Origin of the sequence: Mycoplasma zalophi, assembly GCF_018914005.1 — a bacterium.
In the GTDB taxonomy this organism is placed as follows: Bacteria; Bacillota_I; Bacilli_A; order Mycoplasmatales; family Metamycoplasmataceae; genus Metamycoplasma; species Metamycoplasma zalophi_A.
In genome coordinates this window covers 638,103-656,442 of sequence record NZ_JAHMHI010000001.1, presented here as the reverse complement: position 1 = coordinate 656,442, position 18,340 = coordinate 638,103, and the positions used below count along the sequence as shown (strand labels likewise).

Sequence of the window (18,340 nt, the reverse complement as noted above, 5' to 3'; positions counted from 1 at the left end):
ATTTCTCCATATTTTATTTAGATTCGTGTATTCTTACTTTTAAAAATGCTGTTACACTAGGATGTAAAATCACAGGTATACCGTGAATTCCTAATGTAGTAATTGATACCTTATCGATTGAATGATTAGGTAATTTAATGTTGTGTTTTGTTAATAGTTCTTTTGTAATTGCTTTAGATGTTATTGAACCATGAACAATATTAATTCCATTTTTTTCTGTGTGAACTTTAAGTTCGAAATTTAATTCAATTTTTTCTATTTCTGCTTTTAAAGCTTCTGCTTCTGCAATTCTTTGTGCTTCGTTTTCTGCTAATGAGTCAAGAATTTTTTTTCTATTAGCTAAGGTTGAAGAATTAACAGGTTGTGCTATACCATTTCTAATTAAATAGTTTTTTGCAAACCCATCATTTACTTCTATAATTTCATTTTTTTTATTTTTCTTAAAATCTTTAATTAATATTACTTTCATCTTTTATACTCACAATCGCTTGAATAAGATTATCAACAAATACCTCTAATGATTCGGTATCTGAAACTGACGCCGCTGCTCCAAAATGTCCACCACCATTCATAGCTTCAGCAATTATTTGAACATTTGTATTTATTCCTCTTGCGGACATTTTATATTTATTAGATCCAGGAATTTTTGCTATAACAAATGCTGCTTTTCTTCCTTGTATTCTTAAAATTTCTTCTGCGGCTATTGCAATTATGTCACTATCTACTTCTTTATCGTATGCAGCAATAAAATAATCTTGTTTAACTTCTTGAAGATTTTCTAAGATTTTTGACACAGTTTGGTGAACTTCTTTAGTCATTTTTAATGTTTCTATACTTGTAGAACTACTTGCTCCTCATTCTTCTAATAAACTTACTGCATTAAAAGTTTTTGAAGAAGAAGTTTTTTGGAATCTATTTGTATCCATATAAATACCATCTAATAACATTTGTGCTGACTGAAGAGTTATATATTGATTATTTTGACTAAATACCAATATTTCAGTGACTATTTCTGATGCACTAGATGCTGTTGTGTCAATATATAAATTTTGTTTTAGTACAAACTCAGGTAATTTAGAAATTCTGTGATGGTCTAAAACAAAAACATTTTCTGGGTTTATATTTTTAAATGCATTAGGATTTTCAATTCTGTTTATATCTGCTGTATCAACAATAATAACCATCGTTGATTCATCATTTAATTTTGTTGCTTGCTTTGGACTTATAAATAAACTATTGTCATTTTTTAAATATTTATCTTTTTGTTTTTTACATGTTGCATCAAAAGTTGTGTTTTGAATATAAGCTTTTTTATTTTTTGCTCTAACTATGGTTGCTAATGCATAAGCAGAACCTAATGCATCTAAATCAGCTTCTTTATGTCCATAAATTATTACTTTGCTAATATCCTGAGAATTTAATTTTTCTTTAAGTGCTTTTGCAATAAAAGAAATCTTTGTTCTTGAACTATTTAAAGCAATTTCTGATTTTGAACCAAAGTATAATGGTTTTTGATTTTTTAAAATAACAGTAACTTGATCACCACCTCTAGATTGAGATTGAGAAAGAGCATCTTTAGTTGTTTCTGTTAATTCATCTAATTTTTCCATTCCAGATGCAAATCCTACTGAAAGGGGAATTCTAAATGTTTTACCATTAATATCTTCTGAGTTTATCGTTGTAAAAAACCTGAAATTATTAGCAATAAAATTTTGCAATGTTTGTTTTGTTGTTATTAAAAAAAATCTATTGTTTATAAAACGTCTATAAACAAAATCATATGTTTTTGATAAATCATCTAATACTTTTACAACTGAATTATAAATTTTAAATATTTCTTCTTCAGAATATATTGATTGATATAAATCCATTGAGTCAATATCAATTTCACCAAAAACAGTTTTTTCTGATTCATATAATGTTGTTATATTTTGTAATGACGTTACATCTCGGACCATTAAAATATTTTTTTCTGGTAAAAAATTAATTTCATAGAAAAAATCATTGTATTTTGTGGTTGTTTTAAAATTTTTCTTAGATAAAGTTTCAACATTGAAGACAGTATCTAAATTTTTACCTATGATTTTATTTCCGAATCTTTCTTTTATGAAGTGAGAAACTCAAATAATTTTTAATCTTTCATTAAATACAAAAATTCCAACACCTTCTTTTGCTATTTCTTGTTCAATATATTGATTTAAAGTACTTTTAACAATAACATTATTTTTATAATTTTGATACGTTAAAAAACCAAGAATTATCATAGCAATAAAAGAAAAACCAACCAAAACACTTAAACTTACTATTCCTAATAAAGGGAAATTTTTGAAAATATTGCTAATTACAAAAATTAAAATAAAAGAAACAATAAGAAGTATTATTGTTGTTATTCATAAATAAATATATTTAAAACGGAATTTTATTTTATTTTTCATACTTAAATTATACCTTATAAGGTATAAAAGCAAATAACAAGCAATATAAATTCAATAAATTAAATTTCATAATAAGATTTTAATTGATCTAAATTTTTTCTTGTTTTAGAACTAACATAAAAAACATTTAAAAAAGGGAAATAATTTTGTATATCTTTTTTTGTTTTATTTAATTCTTTTTGGTTGCTTTTATCTATTTTTGTAACAATTAAATTAACTTGATGGTTTAAATTTAAACACATTTCAATCATTTCCATATCGATAGAAGTTAGTGAAATTCTTGAGTCTATTAAAATGTTAATAGAATATATATATTCTCTATCTTGTAAATAATTTCCAATCATGTTTGAAATACTTTTTTGTTCAGTCTGGGACATTTTTGCATAACCATAACCAGGTAAATCTACAATTATTTTGTCTGTATTAGTTGAAAAATAATTAATTAATTTTGTTCTTCCTGGAGTTGATGAAACTTTTGCTATTTTACTTTGTGCCAACGAATTTAACAGTGAACTTTTTCCAACGTTACTTCTTCCTCAAAATAAAATTTCTTTATTTGTGGAATTTAATCAAGAATCTTTTTTATTAGCTGATTTAATAAATTTTCACATATTAATTTAAAAAAGAGCCCTACAAGGACTCAATTTTTAATTATTTAACTCTACCACTACCTATAAAAGGAAGTATTGCTACTATTCTTGATCTTTTAACTGCTGTAGCTAATGTTCTTTGGTGACGTGAACAGCATCCTGTAATACGTGATGAAAGGATTTTTCCATGTTGGTTAATGTAGTTTTGTAATAATTCTTGGTCTTTGTAATCAATATATTCTTGGTTATTTATACAAAATTGACATGGACGACGACGTACAAAAAGTTTTTTATTTATTTTTCTTGCCATATTTTTCTCCTAATTAATTGTTAATTTCTTTATCTAATTCATCTGCAAATGCTTCTCATTCTTTATTTACAACGGGATTTATATTTGCATTTGTATCGTAAGAAGATTGATTATTACTGAATGAATAATTGTTTTGTGACGCTTGTTTTTGTTCAAGTTGATTAATATCCAATGTATCACCATTTTGTTCTTGGCGTCTCATTTGAGCCATTTTTTTAGTTTCAAGAGCTTCAACATTATCAACATTTATAGTGTAAAAAGTATTAATTTCACCATTTCTAGTCATTTTTGATGTTTGTAAAGAACCTTCTATTAAAACTAATGAACCCTTATCTAAAAACTTATTGATAAATTCAGCATTTTGCGCTCATGCAACGCATGGAAGAAAATCTGTTATAGGTTCTGAATTAGATGAGAATTGTCTTCTTGAAACAGCGACAGTAAAACGTGTATAAGGTGTGTTAGAACCAGTTACACCAGTAAATGGTGTCTGTGATATTCTACCGGTAATAATAATTTTATTCATTCTATCTCCTTAGATTTTATTATTCTTCTGTTTTAGGTGATTTAGCAAAATCTTTTTTTGTAGATCTTTCAAATTTTCTTACAGGTTTTTGTGCTTTATCATCGTTTGAGTTTGTTTGATCAAATTTTCTAACAAATGGTTTTTTGTCATTTGAACGTGGTACGAATTTTGGTCTTCTTGCTTTTGAAGTTTTTGGTTTTCTTTGTAGAGGTTTTTCTGTATCTAAATTAATTACTAATGTTCTTAAAATTGATTTATTTAAAACTTCTCTACGGTTGAATTCTTTAATTTCTTCAGCAGAAGCTTCAACATTTAAAACAAAATATTGAGCTGTGTTTACTTTTTTAATTGGATATGCTAATTGTGTTCTTTCTAATTTTGTTAATTCTTTTTTAGATTTAAAAATTTCATTAACAAATTTTTCAACTTCTTCTTGTGAAGCTGTTGAGTGAACTAATAACATAATTTCATATTTGTTCATTTGTTCTCCTTTTGGACTTTTGGGCCTTTTTGGCCAAGGAGTGCCTTCCCTATTTGATATTTAAAAATATAGTTACTTGAAAATAACTTATATTATTATAATATAATTTTTGAAATTTAAGTTATGTTAATAAAAAAAAATGCCGATTGGCATTTTTAATTATTTTGTTGTTAATTCTTTTGCATCTGTAGCAATCATTAATTCTTCATTTGTTCTAATTACAAATACCGGAATTTCACTATCATCTGAACTAATTAAAGATCATTTATCAAATTTTTCAGTATTTTTTTCTGATAATTTTACATTATATGAGTGAATTCTATTAATAATGTTTTGTCTAGTTAATGGATCGTTTTCTCCAATACCAGCTGTAAATACAATAGCATCTGGTTTTTTAGCAATTTTATTTAAATATAAAGCTAAGTAGTCAGCTGATTTTTGTGCAAATAAATCAAGTGCAAAACGTGCATTTTCGTTTGTTAATTGAACTTTTTCTAAGTCACGCATATCGCTTGAAATTCCACTAACTCCTAATAATCCTGATTTTTTGTTTAAAATATCAGTTGCTTCTTGAGCATCAATGTTTAATTCTTTAGATAAATATAAAACTATTGAAGGATCAACATCACCACTTCTTGTTCCCATCATAACTCCTGAAAGTGGAGTAAATCCCATGGTGGTATCAATAGATTGTGAATCTTGAATAGCACATAATGATGAACCATTTCCTAAGTGTAGGTTAACAAAATTAACTTTTTCTTTGTTTAGAATTTCTTGTAATTTTAATGTTACAAATTTGTGACTTACACCGTGGAAACCGTATTTTCTAATTGAGTATTCTTCAGCTAAATCTTTGTCAATTGCGTATGAATAATTGATTTTAGGAATTGTAGCGTGGAATCCTGTGTCAACCGTCATTGTTAGTTCTGCATTTGGTAATAATTTTTGAAATGCTTTAATAGATTGTATAGCTCCTGGATTGTGCAGAGGTGCTAATTTTGTATTTCTGTGGATTTCAAATAACACTTCGTCAGTTATGATTGCTGATTTCATTAAATCAGGTCCAGCATTTACAACTCTAAACCCTACAACTTTAATATCATCAATTGATTCAACAACACTGTTTTCACTTCATTGTTGTAAAATTTCTCTAACGGCTTCTTCGTGATCTCTTAAACCAACTTTTTTTTCAAAAACTTGACCAGCAAATTTACAAACTAAATTTCCGTCAACATTGATTCTTTCAGCTAGACCTGATGCTAGTAGATCAAGGTTTTCTTCATTAAATAATGATCATTTAATTGATGATGAACCCGCATTTATAACTAATATTTTATTTATCATTTTTTCTCCTGTTTAATTTTATGTTCGTTTCAATATAATAATTTAATCTTTTTGTATATTTAATGCTTTTGTTGTTACTTATTTCTTAGCATTAACATTAAAACTTTTCAAATTAATCCAATAAATAAAATATATAAATTGAATCCAAAAGTAATACTTAGTCCCACAATAACTAAATTGTTTTTATCACTATTTTCTAATTCAACGTCATATTTTTTAATAATTTGAAAATTAAATCCAATTATTACTAAAGATACTATGATCATTAATGCAAAATATAAACTTCAAATTTTATTTGATCTAAATACTGTAAAAAATGAAATTATTCACATAACAACTGTGGCAATAATTCCAACAGTTACTATTCAAGTAAATTTACTAAAATCTACTTTATCAAAGTATCCTAAAACACCAACAATTGCAAACATTGCTATTGGTATAATAAACATTAATATTGCATGAGCCATATTTAGTTGTGAATAAGCATTTAATGCTAATGTAAAAAATGTTAAAGAAGCTGTACTTATTAAGACATAAGCAAAATAAGCAATAATGGACATTACTATACTGATTTTTTTATTTTTTTTGTAAGCAAAAAATAGCTGAAATATAAAGCATGCAATAAATTCCACAATAATTGACACATAAATGAATGTCTGAGGTGCTATCCCTACACTTAATGTAAATGAAATTCATGAGATATACACGCTAGGAATTGAAGCAATTACTCCACTAAATAAAATAGTTATAAAGATTCCTAAACTAAATCACAGTAAACTCAAACCCAAAAGTTTGTGTTTTTTTTGAGTTTTTAGTTCACTAAATGAGTAATTTACTGTTTCATTGTCGTATTGATACATATTTTCTCCTATTTTTTGTATTTATTATACACCTTATCAATTTTTTTTAAATAATAACCTAATGTAGACTTTGTTTTTTTTATGTTTTTTTGTTCCAAAAGCAATACTAAATCACTTAAGCTTGCACCATCATTTTCTTTTTTAGTTTCATAAAAAATAATTTGTTCATAGGTAAATAGATTTTGCAAATCATTAGCACAAATGAAATTGTATTGATTTAAAAAATTTAGATAGCTTTTTGCAATTTTTTGTTGATTATAAAAATCAAAATTAGTCAATCTATTAATTGTGTTTGTATAATCTCTGTCAATCTTTTTTTCTTCAAAAATCAAATAACTTTCTACAGCGCCAATCGCTTTTAAAAAGTCACAAATTTGTTCAACTTTTTTAATATATAACAAATAGTGATCTTTTCTAAAAACCATTTTAAAAGATATTCCATAATGATCCATTGTGTCTTGAATATCATTTGCAAACTTAAAATCTTTTGTTTTTATTTCAAGATGATAGGAAGTGCTTTTTACATCACTAACAGATCCACTAACAATAAAAATACCTGCAAAAAATTCTTTTTCCTTTCTATATTTATAAGTAAAAAATATCTCAGGCATCTCAAATAAAAGTCAATTTTTTTTAGGTAACTTGTATTCAATGTTTAATGTTTGTAGGATTTTTTCAATGAATTTTCTAATATTTTCATTATTTATTATTAATTTATGTATTTTGGTATTAGTTTGAGTATACAAAATCCCATTTAAAAAATTTATCGCTGATTCTCAACTTATTTTTTGATCGATTACTTCTAATTTAACTTTTTGCGTAAATGTTATTTTCATATATTCTCACAATGTTTATTATTTATTGACTTATTAACTATTTTTTATATCTACATTTTAGCAAAAAAAGATAAAAAAAAATAGCAATGTCCTATTTTCCCATACGGTATCGTCGGCGATGAAGGTCTTAACTGCTGAGTTCGGAATGGAATCAGGTGAACCCCTTCTCTTTGATTGCTGTAATTAATATTGTATACTATTTTTTTTAAATTTTGCAAAAAAAAGATAAAAAAAATAGCAATGTCCTATTTTCCCATACGGTATCGTCGGCGATGAAGGTCTTAACTGCTGAGTTCGGAATGGAATCAGGTGAACCCCTTCTCTTTGATTGCTGTAATTAATATTTTACACTATTTTTTTAAATTTTGCAAAAAAAATAAATTTTATTTATGCATTTTTTATTAACAGCAAAATATTACTAATTAATTATAAATAATGCTTAGTTTTTAATATATTTAGTTGTTGTAGGATCATTAATTAATGAAATAGAATTTATATTAAAAGTTTTGTTTATTCATTCCAAATCTTTTAATGTTTTTTCTATGGTTTCTTCACTAGGAGCTTTAAAGTAATAGTGAACATTACTATCCAAAAATGTTTCAATTCTAGTAATTTTTTCATTTTCAAATATGATAGAATAACAATACTCGTTATTTGCATCAGAACCTAAGAACCTTAAATTTAAACTAAACTTATTTGATTTTAATTCCTTTTTATATTTATTTTTTTCATTATATTCTAATTCATCAATACAATCTAAGTTAAATTTTGTTTCTTCATAAGTGTCAACAGACAGATTGGTGGGAATTCTAATTAATTTTTTAATATCAAACGAAGGACATAGAGAAATAGATGATTCTTCAATTTTTTGTTCAAATGAATCTCTATATATAATTCTTTTTCTTTTTCCTTCTACTGCCATTATATAATCATATTTGTTTATAATATTTTTAATATAATTAAGCTTTAACAAAGCTTTTTTTCAAAAGTTATAAAAGTAAATAATTTCTGTAATTGTTAGTTGTTTTTCCCAACTTGTATACCTTAAAACAAAAGGATTAAATTCAAATATATTTTGTCCTATGTTTTCAAATAAATAACTAAATTTAGGAAACCCACTTCAAAGCAAAGATTGATATATTAATTGATAAGTCAATTCTTGTGTTTTTTTACCTGTTGGTGAAAGCCAAGGATTTAAATATGAATATAATGAATAAAATTTTTCAATTCTTGTAAAGGTTTTATTTATCATATGTTGTTTAATGTAAGGGTATAGATAAAAAAATAACAATGAAAAAATAGAAACGATAAGAGAAAGAATACTAATTACTAATATAAAAATATTTTCGTTTTTCATAATATATACATTTTATCACTGTATTTTTTGCACTAAATCTAAAAAATACAATATTTAAAATTGCTTTTGTATTAAAAAAAGAATAAAAAAAATAGCAATGTCCTATTTTCCCATACGGTATCGTCGGCGATGAAGGTCTTAACTGCTGAGTTCGGAATGGAATCAGGTGAACCCCTTCTCTTTGATTGCTGTGATTAATATTTTATACTATTTTTAAAAAAGTTATTAAAAAAAATAAAAATTTTTTCTTACAATTTTTATATGTATATATTTTATTTTTAAACAGTTGTTTTTAATTGTTGTAATATATATGTATAAATTAGATATTTATAACTTAATTTAAGTTTAAGGAAAATATGAAAAAAGATAAATTATTGTATTTTACACCTTGATTAAGTCTTTATCAAACTGATAAAGGTTTTATTTATTCTGAAAGAAAAAATATTGATTCAGTTGCTGTGCTTTGTTATCGTATAACAAATAATCAAAGAGAATTTTTAGTTCATTTTCAACCATTACCCGAAATAAAGGAAAAACAAAAATGAGATGATTGTTTTCCGAGTCCTATTACTGGTGGTTTAGAACAAAATGAAACTTATTTACAAACAGCAATAAGAGAAACATTTGAAGAAGCGGGAATTAAAGTTACTGAAAAAAATCTAGTTAAATCATTTAGAATGTTAGCAACTACACAATCAAATGAAATTGTTTGCGGTTTTATTTTTGATGTTACTAATTTAAAACAAGTTGAACCTAGTACTGATGGTTCTGTATTTGAAAAAGTAAGTTATAACAAATGATATAGTGAAAAAGAATTCAAAGAAATAGTTAAAAATGAATTAACTATTGCTAGTTTAGCTTATTTATATTACAAATTAATTGAAGATTAATATAAATAAATTAGGTAATAAAAAATTAACATTTTATCGATGTTAATTTTTTAATTCATTTTTATTTAGCTTGTTTCATTGAACGCATTATGCTTTTAATTTGTGTTTCTGATGCTTTACGTCCCATTTGTGCAAACATAACACGAATCATTTTTTCATTAATTGGAGGATTTTCATCTAATTGTTTTTTAATTTTACGTTGAGTTAATCAAGCGGCAAAAATTGCTCCAACTAATAACCCCACTAAAAATAATCCAATAGCTAAAGCTGCAATAGCACCTGTTGACATATTAACCTCTTTTCCTTAAAAATATTTTCTTTGTAAAAATATAAATTATAAATGGCAATATTAATACCAATAAGATTGATATTAAAAATATTTTTGCATAAAAGCGATTTTGTTTCGCTTTTTCTTCTTGAATTTTTTGAATGATTTCTGTTTCTAATCCAAAAGAATCCCTGATATTTGTTATTCTTACTTTTCTTAATATAGCTCACATGATGTGAATTAATACTATTAAAAATATTATACCTGTAAATAAATAAACTCAGTTAATTGGATTTGGAAATGAATTATTTATTCATGTTTTAAAATCCAAAACAAAGGCGGGATTATTAGTGTCTTTATGAACTAAATCACCATACTGAATTCATTGTGAGTCTTTAATTGCTCAAAAAATTAATGTAAATATTCCAAAATAAAACACAGTTGCAATCGTGATTCAATTATGCGAAGTTTGTCTTAAAACTAATTTTCTGTACAAAATACCAATAAAAGCAGGTGTTGTTTTTTCTTGTCTTAAAATTGTTTCACGATAATCTTTAATTGATCTTTTTAAACTAGAAAATTCAATTACATCATTTATTCATTTTCACAACACAAACAACATAAAAACACCAATTAAAACATATCAAATTCATGGCGTTTTTTCAAGTTTAAATAATGTTGGTTTTAGAGCTAATAATATTATAAGTATTGAAGAAGTTACTAATAAAACAGATGAAATTAATATATTAAAAATTTTTGATAAATTTTCTCAATTATAAATTCTCATAATACTATTAGGAATAATACCTTCTGGATCCTTTGTTTTTGTTGATGCAAAAGATTTACTTTCAATTGTATTATTTATTGACATAGTAGCAGTATGTTGTGAATCATCATTTGGATTTTTATGTTCTTGATTTCAGGGTTTTAGTTGCATATTTTTCCTTATTTTGAAGTATCTGTTTTTAAAATTGCTAAAAATGCTTCTTGTGGAACTTCTACTGTTCCAATGCTTTTCATTCTTTTCTTACCAGCTTTTTGTTTTTTTAGTAATTTTTGTCTACGAGTAACATCCCCACCGTATAATTTTGCAGTAACATCTTTACGATAAGCTTTAACAGTTTCTCTCGCTATAATTTTACCACCAATTGCGGCTTGAATAGGAACTTCAAAGTTTTGACGAGGAATAACAGTTTTTAAACGCTCACATAATTCACGGCTTCTTTGATAAGCTGAATCTTTATGAACAATCATTGCTAAGGCATCAATTTTTTCTCCATTTAATAAAATATCAACCTTAACTAACTCAGATTCTCTTAAACCAATAAAGTCATATTCAAAACTTGCATAACCTTTTGAATAACTTTTTAAAAGATCAAAGAAGTCAAAAATTATTTCGTTTAATGGCAATTCGTATATTAATCTTCTTCTGTTTTGATCAATATACTCAATGTCAATATATTTTCCCCGTTTATTTTGACAAAGATCCATAATTGATCCTAAATACTCTTGTGGAAGAAAAATGCTTGCTCTTATATAGGGTTCTTCAATCATTTGAATATAACTTCTTTCAGGTAAAGAAGAAGGGTTGGTAATATTTATTGTTTCACCATCTGTTTTTGTTACATAAAATTCAACACTAGGTGCAGTCGCAATAATATCTAAATTAAATTCTCTTTCTAATCTTTCTTGAAGAATTTCCATATGTAACATACCTAAAAATCCAATTCTAAATCCAAACCCTAAAGCTTTAGATGTTTCTGGTTGGTATGAAATTGAACTATCACTTAAAGAGATTTTTTCTAAAGCATCTTTTAAATCATTAAAATCACGAGTATCCACTGGATAAAACCCAGTATAAACAACACTTTTTAGTTTTTTATACCCAGGAAGTGGTTCTGGTGCTGGATTTGAAGTTAATGTAATTGTATCTCCAACTTGAATGTATTTTGCATCACGAATACTTGCAGCAATTCATCCAACTTGACCTGCTTGTAAAAAATCTTTTTTAATTTCTTTTGGAGTTCTTATTCCTAATTCGGTAACAGAAAATTTCATTTTATTATGCATTAAAACAAACTCATCACCTACTGATATTTTTCCATTAAATAATCTAACAAGTAAAACTACACCACGATAAGCATCAAAATAACTATCAAACACAAGCCCAGTTAATGGTTTGGTAGTATCTGCTTCTTTTGGATAGGGAATTTTATTGATAATTGCATCTAAAACTTCTTCAATCCCTTGACCAGTCTTAGCGCTAACTAAAATAGCATCTGAAGCATCAATACCGATTACATCTTCAATTTCTTTTTTTACTGCCTCGGGATTTGCTGAAGGTAAATCTATTTTATTAATAATTGGAATAATTTCTAAATCATGTTCCATAGCTAAATACACATTAGCAAGGGTTTGTGCTTCAATTCCTTGTGTTGCATCAACTAACAATAAAGCACCTTCACAAGCTGTAAGCGATCTTGAAACTTCATAAGTAAAATCAACGTGTCCAGGAGTATCAATTAAGTGAAAAACATAATCTTTATACTTAATTTCAACAGCATTTAATTTAATTGTTATTCCTCTTTCGCGTTCTAATTCCATTTGATCTAAATGTTGAGCTTCTAAATCTCTTTTTTCAACAGTATTTGTAATTTCTAAAATGCGGTCTGCTAAGGTTGATTTACCGTGGTCTATATGAGCAATTATTGCAAAGTTTCTTATTTTTTTATCTGTCATAGTTTATATATTATAATAAATTTTTAATATTTCTTGTGTATCAGGTTAGCATAACATATTATTTTTTATAAATATATAATTGTTTTATATAATTTAATTTATGAATTACATTTGAATAAATTTTATTTTAATAGTACTTAGTTATTTCATTGGTTCAATAAATATAAGCATAATAATAAGTAAAAAAATATCAAAACAGGATATAAGAGAACTAGGTTCAAAAAATGCAGGAGCAACAAATATACTAAGAACATATGGAAAAAATGTTGCGCTTTTTGTGTTTTTATTTGACATGTTAAAAGCTTATTTAACGATAATGCTTGCATTTTTTATTCAAAAACAATTAAACACTCAACCATTTGTTGAAAATATTATTGCAATTAGTTGCGGTATAGGAGTTGTTTTGGGACACTTATTTCCAATTTATTTTAAATTTAAAGGTGGTAAGGGAGTTAGTTGCTTTTTAGGTATTACCTTAGCTGTTAATTTTGTATTATTTTTAATTGCAATTTGTTTATTTTTAATCATTATATTAATTACAAAATATGTTTCATTAGCTTCAATAACTGTCCCTTTATTAATAAATTTAATTTCCTTAATTCCTTGAATATCAACTGGCTTATTTGGTTTTACAAATGTACAAAATTTATTTTGACTACCTGCAGTTATTTTATTTATTTGTTATATTTTTGTAGTTATTTCACACAAAAAAAATATTTTAAGATTAATAAATAAAACAGAAAATAAAATATTTAAAAAATAATTGTATTAATACTGAAAAAATACTCAAATTTAAAAATCAAACACTATAATGTTTGATTTTTTTATGTTAAAAAAATAACAAAAAACAAGTTAAAATTTAAAACTTTTGTTTGTGAATTCTAACTTGTTTTTTAATATTTAAATTTTGAAAATTATTTTTTTAATTTTTCTTCTAGTGAAGTAATTAATTTTGTAAGTTTAGGAATAACAAATTTTGTTCCTAAACTTTTTAAAATAAATCTAGGCGCTTTAACTTTTTTACTAATATTAGCACTTAATATATTTCAAGTTATAACTGATGCTCTAGAAGCAATTTTATGTTGATCATCTACTAAGATAGCTAGTTTTAAAGTTTGAAGAATATTTTCAAATTTATTTGCAAATTCTGAATTAGCGACTGCTTCATTTCATTTGTTTTTTAATTTGTTTGCCAAACCACGATTTAAATTTTGTTCTTTAATTGTTTTTTCATCTCAATTTGAATTTTTAGGTATTTTTTTGAAGTCTAATTTTATTGTTTTAGATGTTTGGTTATTTAAAGCAAATTTTAAATTTAAAGATCATGCTGGTTTTTGATTGTAATTAATTTCAACAATTTTTATATCATCTGATATTGTTATCATTGATTGATCAAAAAGTCATTGTTTTATTAAAGTTACAACGTTTTGATATTCAGTTAATTTATTGTTTTCTTGTGCTTTTTGTTCTGTTATTTTACCTGTTTTAAGTTTGGTATAATCTGCTTTTTCTATTGCTTGTTTTAAATCTTGTGTAAAAAATTTGTCGCTAACATAATAATTGTTAAATTCTTCTTCTAAAAAATCTTCCATTTCTTTTAAAGTCATATCAGAATCAATGGTAAATTCTAATCTTTCTTCATTTAAATTAAAATCTATATTTGTTTTATTTATTAATGGAAGAACATTGGTTACAAAATCTTCACGTGTGAATTTTTTTTGCGCGTTAAACAATGGCATTTTTATAAAAATTTCATTGTATTCTTTTGGTAAAGAATTAACTGAATTAATTTCATTAATAAATTCAGTAAAAGATGATTCTTTGTTTTCGTTATTTGAATTTGAAAGTGTTATTTCCTTTATTTTATATTGAATTGGTTTTTCAACATCGGTATTTTTGTTGTTTATATTTGTGTAATTTTTTTGACAACTAACTAAAGAAATAGCTGCAATTGCACTAGTAGCAAGCATAGTTAATAATAATATTTTTTTATATTTTATTCTCATTTTTTCTCCGAAATAAATTTTTATATTGCTTATTTTACTATGAAACAAAAAAAAAAAAAAAACGACTCAAAAAGTTCAAATAATGTTGAATTTATACTGATTTTAGACATAAAAAATCAGCTAGTGCTGATTAAAACTGCCTTTGAATGTTTTCATGTTTATATTTTTTTTCTAAAAATTTTATAGCTGGTTGTAAATTGAAAATAAAGAATGTATAAATAGGTATTTCAATTAATGATTTAAAAATAATTGGAATCATAAAAATAAGGTAATAGTCTTCATATTTTCATGTACCACTTCTAAATCTGTTGTGATAATTTATGTAAGCAAATGGCCCTCAGAATCAACGATATAAAACAATAGTTATAGTTATATTTAACAAAATAACAAATAAATTTTGAGTAATTTTTTTAATTTTTTGTGATGAGTGTAGACTATGAAGTAAACAAATTACAATTACAACAATTCAAATTGAAGTTAATGAAGTGATTGAAATTCCTAAAACTATATTAAATGGAATATTTTTACCTTTTAATGATGTTTCTCTTTGTTTAATAGAATTACCATAGATAGAAATTACACTAATAAAAGTAATTGTTATCATAATTAACATAATAATTCCAACAATTCACAATCATTTTGAATCTAGTTTTCTTAATTTAAAAATTAATGCACTTGTTATTGAAATTAACACAGGAACAATTGCATATTCAGGCATTCAAAACTGAATTCCATAAATTAGTTGTGAGGTTGTATCACACAAAATACTTAAAATAGCACTTTTTACTGGCCCTAAAATAATTCCATAGACAACAAATAAAGCATATGTTATCGAAATGTTTCTAGGTCCTGTTAAAACAAATTTTTGAATCGAATGAAAAATCATATAAAGCGCTATTAATAGTCCGAAAATAGCGACATCATATGCAGTTAATTTAAAATTATTTTTAAATCAATTATGAATTTTTTGCGACACTGGCGTATCTGGATTATTATTTTTCATTTAAAGCAAGCTCCGTGATAGTTTGTACCATAGTAATGGTTGAAAAATTATTTTTCTTAGCCACACCTGCAATATCTAAATGTATTAAGTCAATATCTTCTCTAAATTCATTTAAAAACATAGCGGCAGAAATAGAACCACCAAGTCCACTTAAATCAGCATTTTTTAAATCTGCAACTTGTGATGATTTAATATTTTCAGCATATTCTTCATCCATCGGCATTCTTCATATTTTTTCATGTGCTTTTTTTGAAGCTTCTTCAAACTCTTCAAAAAACTCATCAGAAGTTGAAAATGCACCAACATATGTATCGCCTAATGCTTTAAAAATTGCACCAGTTAATGTAGCAATATCAATTAGTCTAGTTGCTTTTAAATTTCTAATTGCATATGTAATACCATCAGCTAAAACTAATCTTCCCTCAGCATCTGTGTTGTTGATTTCAACTGTTTTCCCATTCATTGATTTATAAACATTATCAGGTAATGATGCATCACCATTTACGCGGTTGTCAGTTAGCATTAAAACAGCTGCAAAATTTTGATTTGCTTTTAGTCTTGCAATTGCCTCTAAACTAAAAGCAGCAACTACTGAACCAGTCATGTCATATTTCATGCCAACTAATGATCTAGGTGATTTTAAAGAATATCCACCTGAATCATAAGTAATACCTTTACCTACTAAAACAGTTTTATTTTTATCATTAGGGTTTGGAGTATATTCAATTACTACAACTCTTGGTAAAAATAATGAACCTTTATTAACACTTAACATCAAATTCATACCTAATTGATGCATATCTTTTTGATCTAAAATAGTAGCTCTAACATTTTCTATATCTTTAAAGTGTTCTGGGATAAGTCTTGCAAGCGTTTCACTATTTGCAATATTTGGACTTAATGCTTGATAGTATCTGGCATTATTAACTGCTTGAGCAATAATTTGTGATTTTTTTGCAATTTCTTGAAAGTCTTCAAGGTTTTTTGAATATATTTCGTGTTCGAATATTAAATTTTCTTGTTCTTGTGTTTTTAATGAAAATGTTTTAAATTGACCATAAGTTAACCCGTAACTAAAACATTTTATAACTTCTTTTATATCTAAATTTTCACTAACAAAAGTATCTAAATCAATTTTATAAACTCTATTTGCATTTTTAGGTAAATTTAATGCAAATTTTTGTAAATCATCAAATGTTAATTTTTCTTTTGGTCCAACTATCACTTCTGCTTCATTTGTGTATACATTTTCAAGAATTTTTCATTTGCTTTCGCTATTTTCAGTAAATTTTGCTCTTAATATAAATTTTTGCATTATTTTTTCTCCTTTGCATAAGCATATTCAGTAAGCGTTGCAACTAAAGCAGCAAGTGGTCTGTGTTTTTCATCTTCAGTAGTTCCAGCTACATCACAGTGAATAAAATTAATATCTTCTGTTGCAAAGTTATATAAAAATGAAGCTGCAATATTACAATCACTAAGTGCTGCGTTTGTTGAACAATTTAAAAGATCAGCAACAAGAGATTCTTTATTAGGTTTATTAAATTCTTCATGAAGTGGCATTCTTCACACTTTTTCTTGTGCTAATTTAGCAGCAGATGAGAATATTTTTCACTCTTGATCACTATTTGTATAAATTCCTGAGTATTTATCACCTAAAGCAGTCAAAATAGTCCCTGTTAAAGTAGCAACATCAATAATTGTGTTTGCTTTTAAAACATCTTTTGCATATGTTATACCGTCAGCTAAAACCAATCTTCCTTCAGCATCTGTATCAACAATTTCTACAGTTTTTTTAGACATAGATACATAAACATTATCAGCAACTGAAGCGTCATTATTTAATTTATTATCAGTAATCATCATTACAACACTAACGTTTGTTTTTATTTTGTTTTGAGCAATATTTTTTAATGCATATGCAGCAATTACAGAACCAGACATATCCATTTTCATGTAATTCATATAACCATTAGTTTTTATGTTATAACCACCCGAGTCATAAGTAATACCTTTACCAACAATAGCAATTTTTTCGTCTGAATCTTTTAGTGGTCTATATTCTAAAACTACAACTCTAGGTTCATATAAACTACCTGCATTAACAGATAACATAAGACCCATACCTAAATCTTCAATTTCTTGTCTTTTTAGTACTTTTACGCTGATATTTTCAAGGTTTTTAAAATCATTTTCAATAAAATCAGCTAATCATTCACTTGTACAAACATTAGGTGGAGTAATTTGTAAATCTCTTGTTTGTCTTACATTTTCAACAAGCAAATTTAACTTATTTTCATAATCTTTATATTGATCTGTTTCAATTAAAAAATCTAATTGATATTTAGAATTTTCTTTTTCAGTTTTCTGATTATAAATTTCATCATTAAAAAAACTATTTCTTAAATAAAATGAACGTAAAACATCTTCATAACTAACATATTCATTAACAAAACTTTTTACATCTACTAAAAGATCTTGATCTTGATTTTCAATAATAAAATCAACTTTTGTTGTAAGTTCTGTGTAATTATTTATTTTGTTTACATAAAAATATAAAATATTGTTTTTGTTATCTAATGTAAGTGCTAATTTATTTTTAGAAACAAATTCAGGTGCATCAGTGTCTTTAAAAACAGCTTTTAAAAGCACAAATTCATTTCTTTTTTGAATGTATTGTTTATTCATATATCTC

Annotated in this window: 19 protein-coding genes and 3 rRNA genes; 2 read left to right on the top strand and 20 right to left on the bottom strand. The window is 25.4% G+C overall.

From position 1 onward, the window contains the following. Positions 1 to 13: 13 nt before the first annotated feature. The 13 genes from rplI to rrf (KQ877_RS02515) form a co-directional block, all read right to left on the bottom strand. Positions 14 to 469 carry a 50S ribosomal protein L9 gene (gene rplI, locus KQ877_RS02575; RefSeq protein WP_216488249.1) on the bottom strand — a complete coding sequence of 152 codons (456 nt, stop codon included), beginning with the start codon at positions 467 to 469 and terminating at the stop codon, positions 14 to 16. After that, complete coding sequence (locus KQ877_RS04245) at positions 450 to 2,435, bottom strand: DHH family phosphoesterase (RefSeq protein WP_216535966.1); 1,986 nt, start codon at positions 2,433 to 2,435, stop codon at positions 450 to 452. The genes rplI and KQ877_RS04245 overlap by 20 nt, the downstream gene beginning before the upstream one ends. Before the next feature lie 59 nt (positions 2,436 to 2,494). After that, complete coding sequence (gene yihA, locus KQ877_RS02565) at positions 2,495 to 3,046, bottom strand: ribosome biogenesis GTP-binding protein YihA/YsxC (protein WP_216535965.1); 552 nt, start codon at positions 3,044 to 3,046, stop codon at positions 2,495 to 2,497. Positions 3,047 to 3,086: 40 nt separating this feature from the next. Then, positions 3,087 to 3,335, bottom strand: a complete 249-nt coding sequence (gene rpsR / locus KQ877_RS02560; RefSeq protein WP_216488254.1) for a 30S ribosomal protein S18 — start codon at positions 3,333 to 3,335, stop codon at positions 3,087 to 3,089. Positions 3,336 to 3,348: 13 nt separating this feature from the next. Beyond that, the gene (locus KQ877_RS02555) at positions 3,349 to 3,861 is read right to left on the bottom strand and encodes a single-stranded DNA-binding protein (RefSeq protein WP_216488256.1); all 513 of its coding nucleotides are present in this window, start codon (positions 3,859 to 3,861) and stop codon (positions 3,349 to 3,351) included. Positions 3,862 to 3,880: 19 nt separating this feature from the next. Continuing rightward, positions 3,881 to 4,342, bottom strand: a complete 462-nt coding sequence (gene rpsF / locus KQ877_RS02550; RefSeq protein ID WP_216488258.1) for a 30S ribosomal protein S6 — start codon at positions 4,340 to 4,342, stop codon at positions 3,881 to 3,883. A gap of 159 nt (positions 4,343 to 4,501) precedes the next feature. Then, entirely contained in the window at positions 4,502 to 5,686 is a 1,185-nt protein-coding gene (locus tag KQ877_RS02545) for an acetate/propionate family kinase (RefSeq protein ID WP_216488260.1), read from the bottom strand. A 74-nt stretch (positions 5,687 to 5,760) separates the two neighbouring features. Continuing rightward, a complete protein-coding gene (locus KQ877_RS02540) occupies positions 5,761 to 6,546 on the bottom strand; it encodes an MAG0110 family membrane protein (RefSeq protein ID WP_216488262.1) in 786 nt (261 codons plus the stop codon). A gap of 8 nt (positions 6,547 to 6,554) precedes the next feature. Next, entirely contained in the window at positions 6,555 to 7,382 is an 828-nt protein-coding gene (gene whiA, locus KQ877_RS02535) for a DNA-binding protein WhiA (RefSeq protein WP_216535964.1), read from the bottom strand. A 78-nt stretch (positions 7,383 to 7,460) separates the two neighbouring features. Continuing rightward, positions 7,461 to 7,564, bottom strand: a 5S ribosomal RNA gene (gene rrf / locus KQ877_RS02530). A gap of 50 nt (positions 7,565 to 7,614) precedes the next feature. Continuing rightward, positions 7,615 to 7,718: ribosomal RNA gene (gene rrf, locus KQ877_RS02525) — 5S ribosomal RNA — on the bottom strand. Between the two features lie 103 nt (positions 7,719 to 7,821). Then, positions 7,822 to 8,634: a hypothetical protein gene (locus KQ877_RS02520; protein WP_216535963.1), complete on the bottom strand. Its 813-nt coding sequence runs from the start codon at positions 8,632 to 8,634 to the stop codon at positions 7,822 to 7,824. A gap of 194 nt (positions 8,635 to 8,828) precedes the next feature. Further along, positions 8,829 to 8,932, bottom strand: a 5S ribosomal RNA gene (gene rrf / locus KQ877_RS02515). Between the two features lie 163 nt (positions 8,933 to 9,095). On the opposite strand from rrf (KQ877_RS02515), the gene KQ877_RS04240 reads away from it, so the two are divergent. Further along, positions 9,096 to 9,629, top strand: coding sequence for an NUDIX domain-containing protein (locus KQ877_RS04240; protein WP_216488269.1), 534 nt, complete (start codon positions 9,096 to 9,098; stop codon positions 9,627 to 9,629). Between the two features lie 61 nt (positions 9,630 to 9,690). On the opposite strand, the gene KQ877_RS02505 is transcribed toward KQ877_RS04240, so the two are convergent. The 3 genes from KQ877_RS02505 to lepA are packed head-to-tail and all read right to left on the bottom strand — an operon-like array spanning position 9,691 to position 12,636. Next, complete coding sequence (locus tag KQ877_RS02505) at positions 9,691 to 9,918, bottom strand: YneF family protein (protein ID WP_216488271.1); 228 nt, start codon at positions 9,916 to 9,918, stop codon at positions 9,691 to 9,693. 1 nt (position 9,919) lies between these two features. After that, positions 9,920 to 10,834 (bottom strand): MSC_0882 family membrane protein, encoded by a 915-nt coding sequence (locus KQ877_RS02500; RefSeq protein WP_216488273.1) that lies wholly within the window; start codon positions 10,832 to 10,834, stop codon positions 9,920 to 9,922. A gap of 8 nt (positions 10,835 to 10,842) precedes the next feature. Beyond that, positions 10,843 to 12,636 carry a translation elongation factor 4 gene (lepA, locus tag KQ877_RS02495; RefSeq protein ID WP_216488275.1) on the bottom strand — a complete coding sequence of 598 codons (1,794 nt, stop codon included), beginning with the start codon at positions 12,634 to 12,636 and terminating at the stop codon, positions 10,843 to 10,845. Positions 12,637 to 12,736: 100 nt separating this feature from the next. On the opposite strand from lepA, the gene plsY reads away from it, so the two are divergent. After that, positions 12,737 to 13,399 carry a glycerol-3-phosphate 1-O-acyltransferase PlsY gene (gene plsY / locus KQ877_RS02490; RefSeq protein ID WP_216535962.1) on the top strand — a complete coding sequence of 221 codons (663 nt, stop codon included), beginning with the start codon at positions 12,737 to 12,739 and terminating at the stop codon, positions 13,397 to 13,399. A 151-nt stretch (positions 13,400 to 13,550) separates the two neighbouring features. Here the strand turns inward: plsY and KQ877_RS02485 are convergent, their stop codons facing one another. From KQ877_RS02485 to KQ877_RS02470, 4 genes are all read right to left on the bottom strand, one after another. Then, positions 13,551 to 14,642: a hypothetical protein gene (locus KQ877_RS02485; protein WP_216535961.1), complete on the bottom strand. Its 1,092-nt coding sequence runs from the start codon at positions 14,640 to 14,642 to the stop codon at positions 13,551 to 13,553. 130 nt (positions 14,643 to 14,772) lie between these two features. Further along, positions 14,773 to 15,645, bottom strand: a complete 873-nt coding sequence (locus KQ877_RS02480) for an ECF transporter S component (RefSeq protein WP_246777999.1) — start codon at positions 15,643 to 15,645, stop codon at positions 14,773 to 14,775. After that, positions 15,635 to 16,960 (bottom strand): M17 family metallopeptidase, encoded by a 1,326-nt coding sequence (locus KQ877_RS02475; RefSeq protein WP_216535960.1) that lies wholly within the window; start codon positions 16,958 to 16,960, stop codon positions 15,635 to 15,637. The genes KQ877_RS02480 and KQ877_RS02475 overlap by 11 nt, the downstream gene beginning before the upstream one ends. Further along, positions 16,960 to 18,333, bottom strand: coding sequence for a M17 family metallopeptidase (locus KQ877_RS02470; RefSeq protein ID WP_216535959.1), 1,374 nt, complete (start codon positions 18,331 to 18,333; stop codon positions 16,960 to 16,962). The genes KQ877_RS02475 and KQ877_RS02470 overlap by 1 nt, the downstream gene beginning before the upstream one ends. Positions 18,334 to 18,340: the final 7 nt, after the last annotated feature.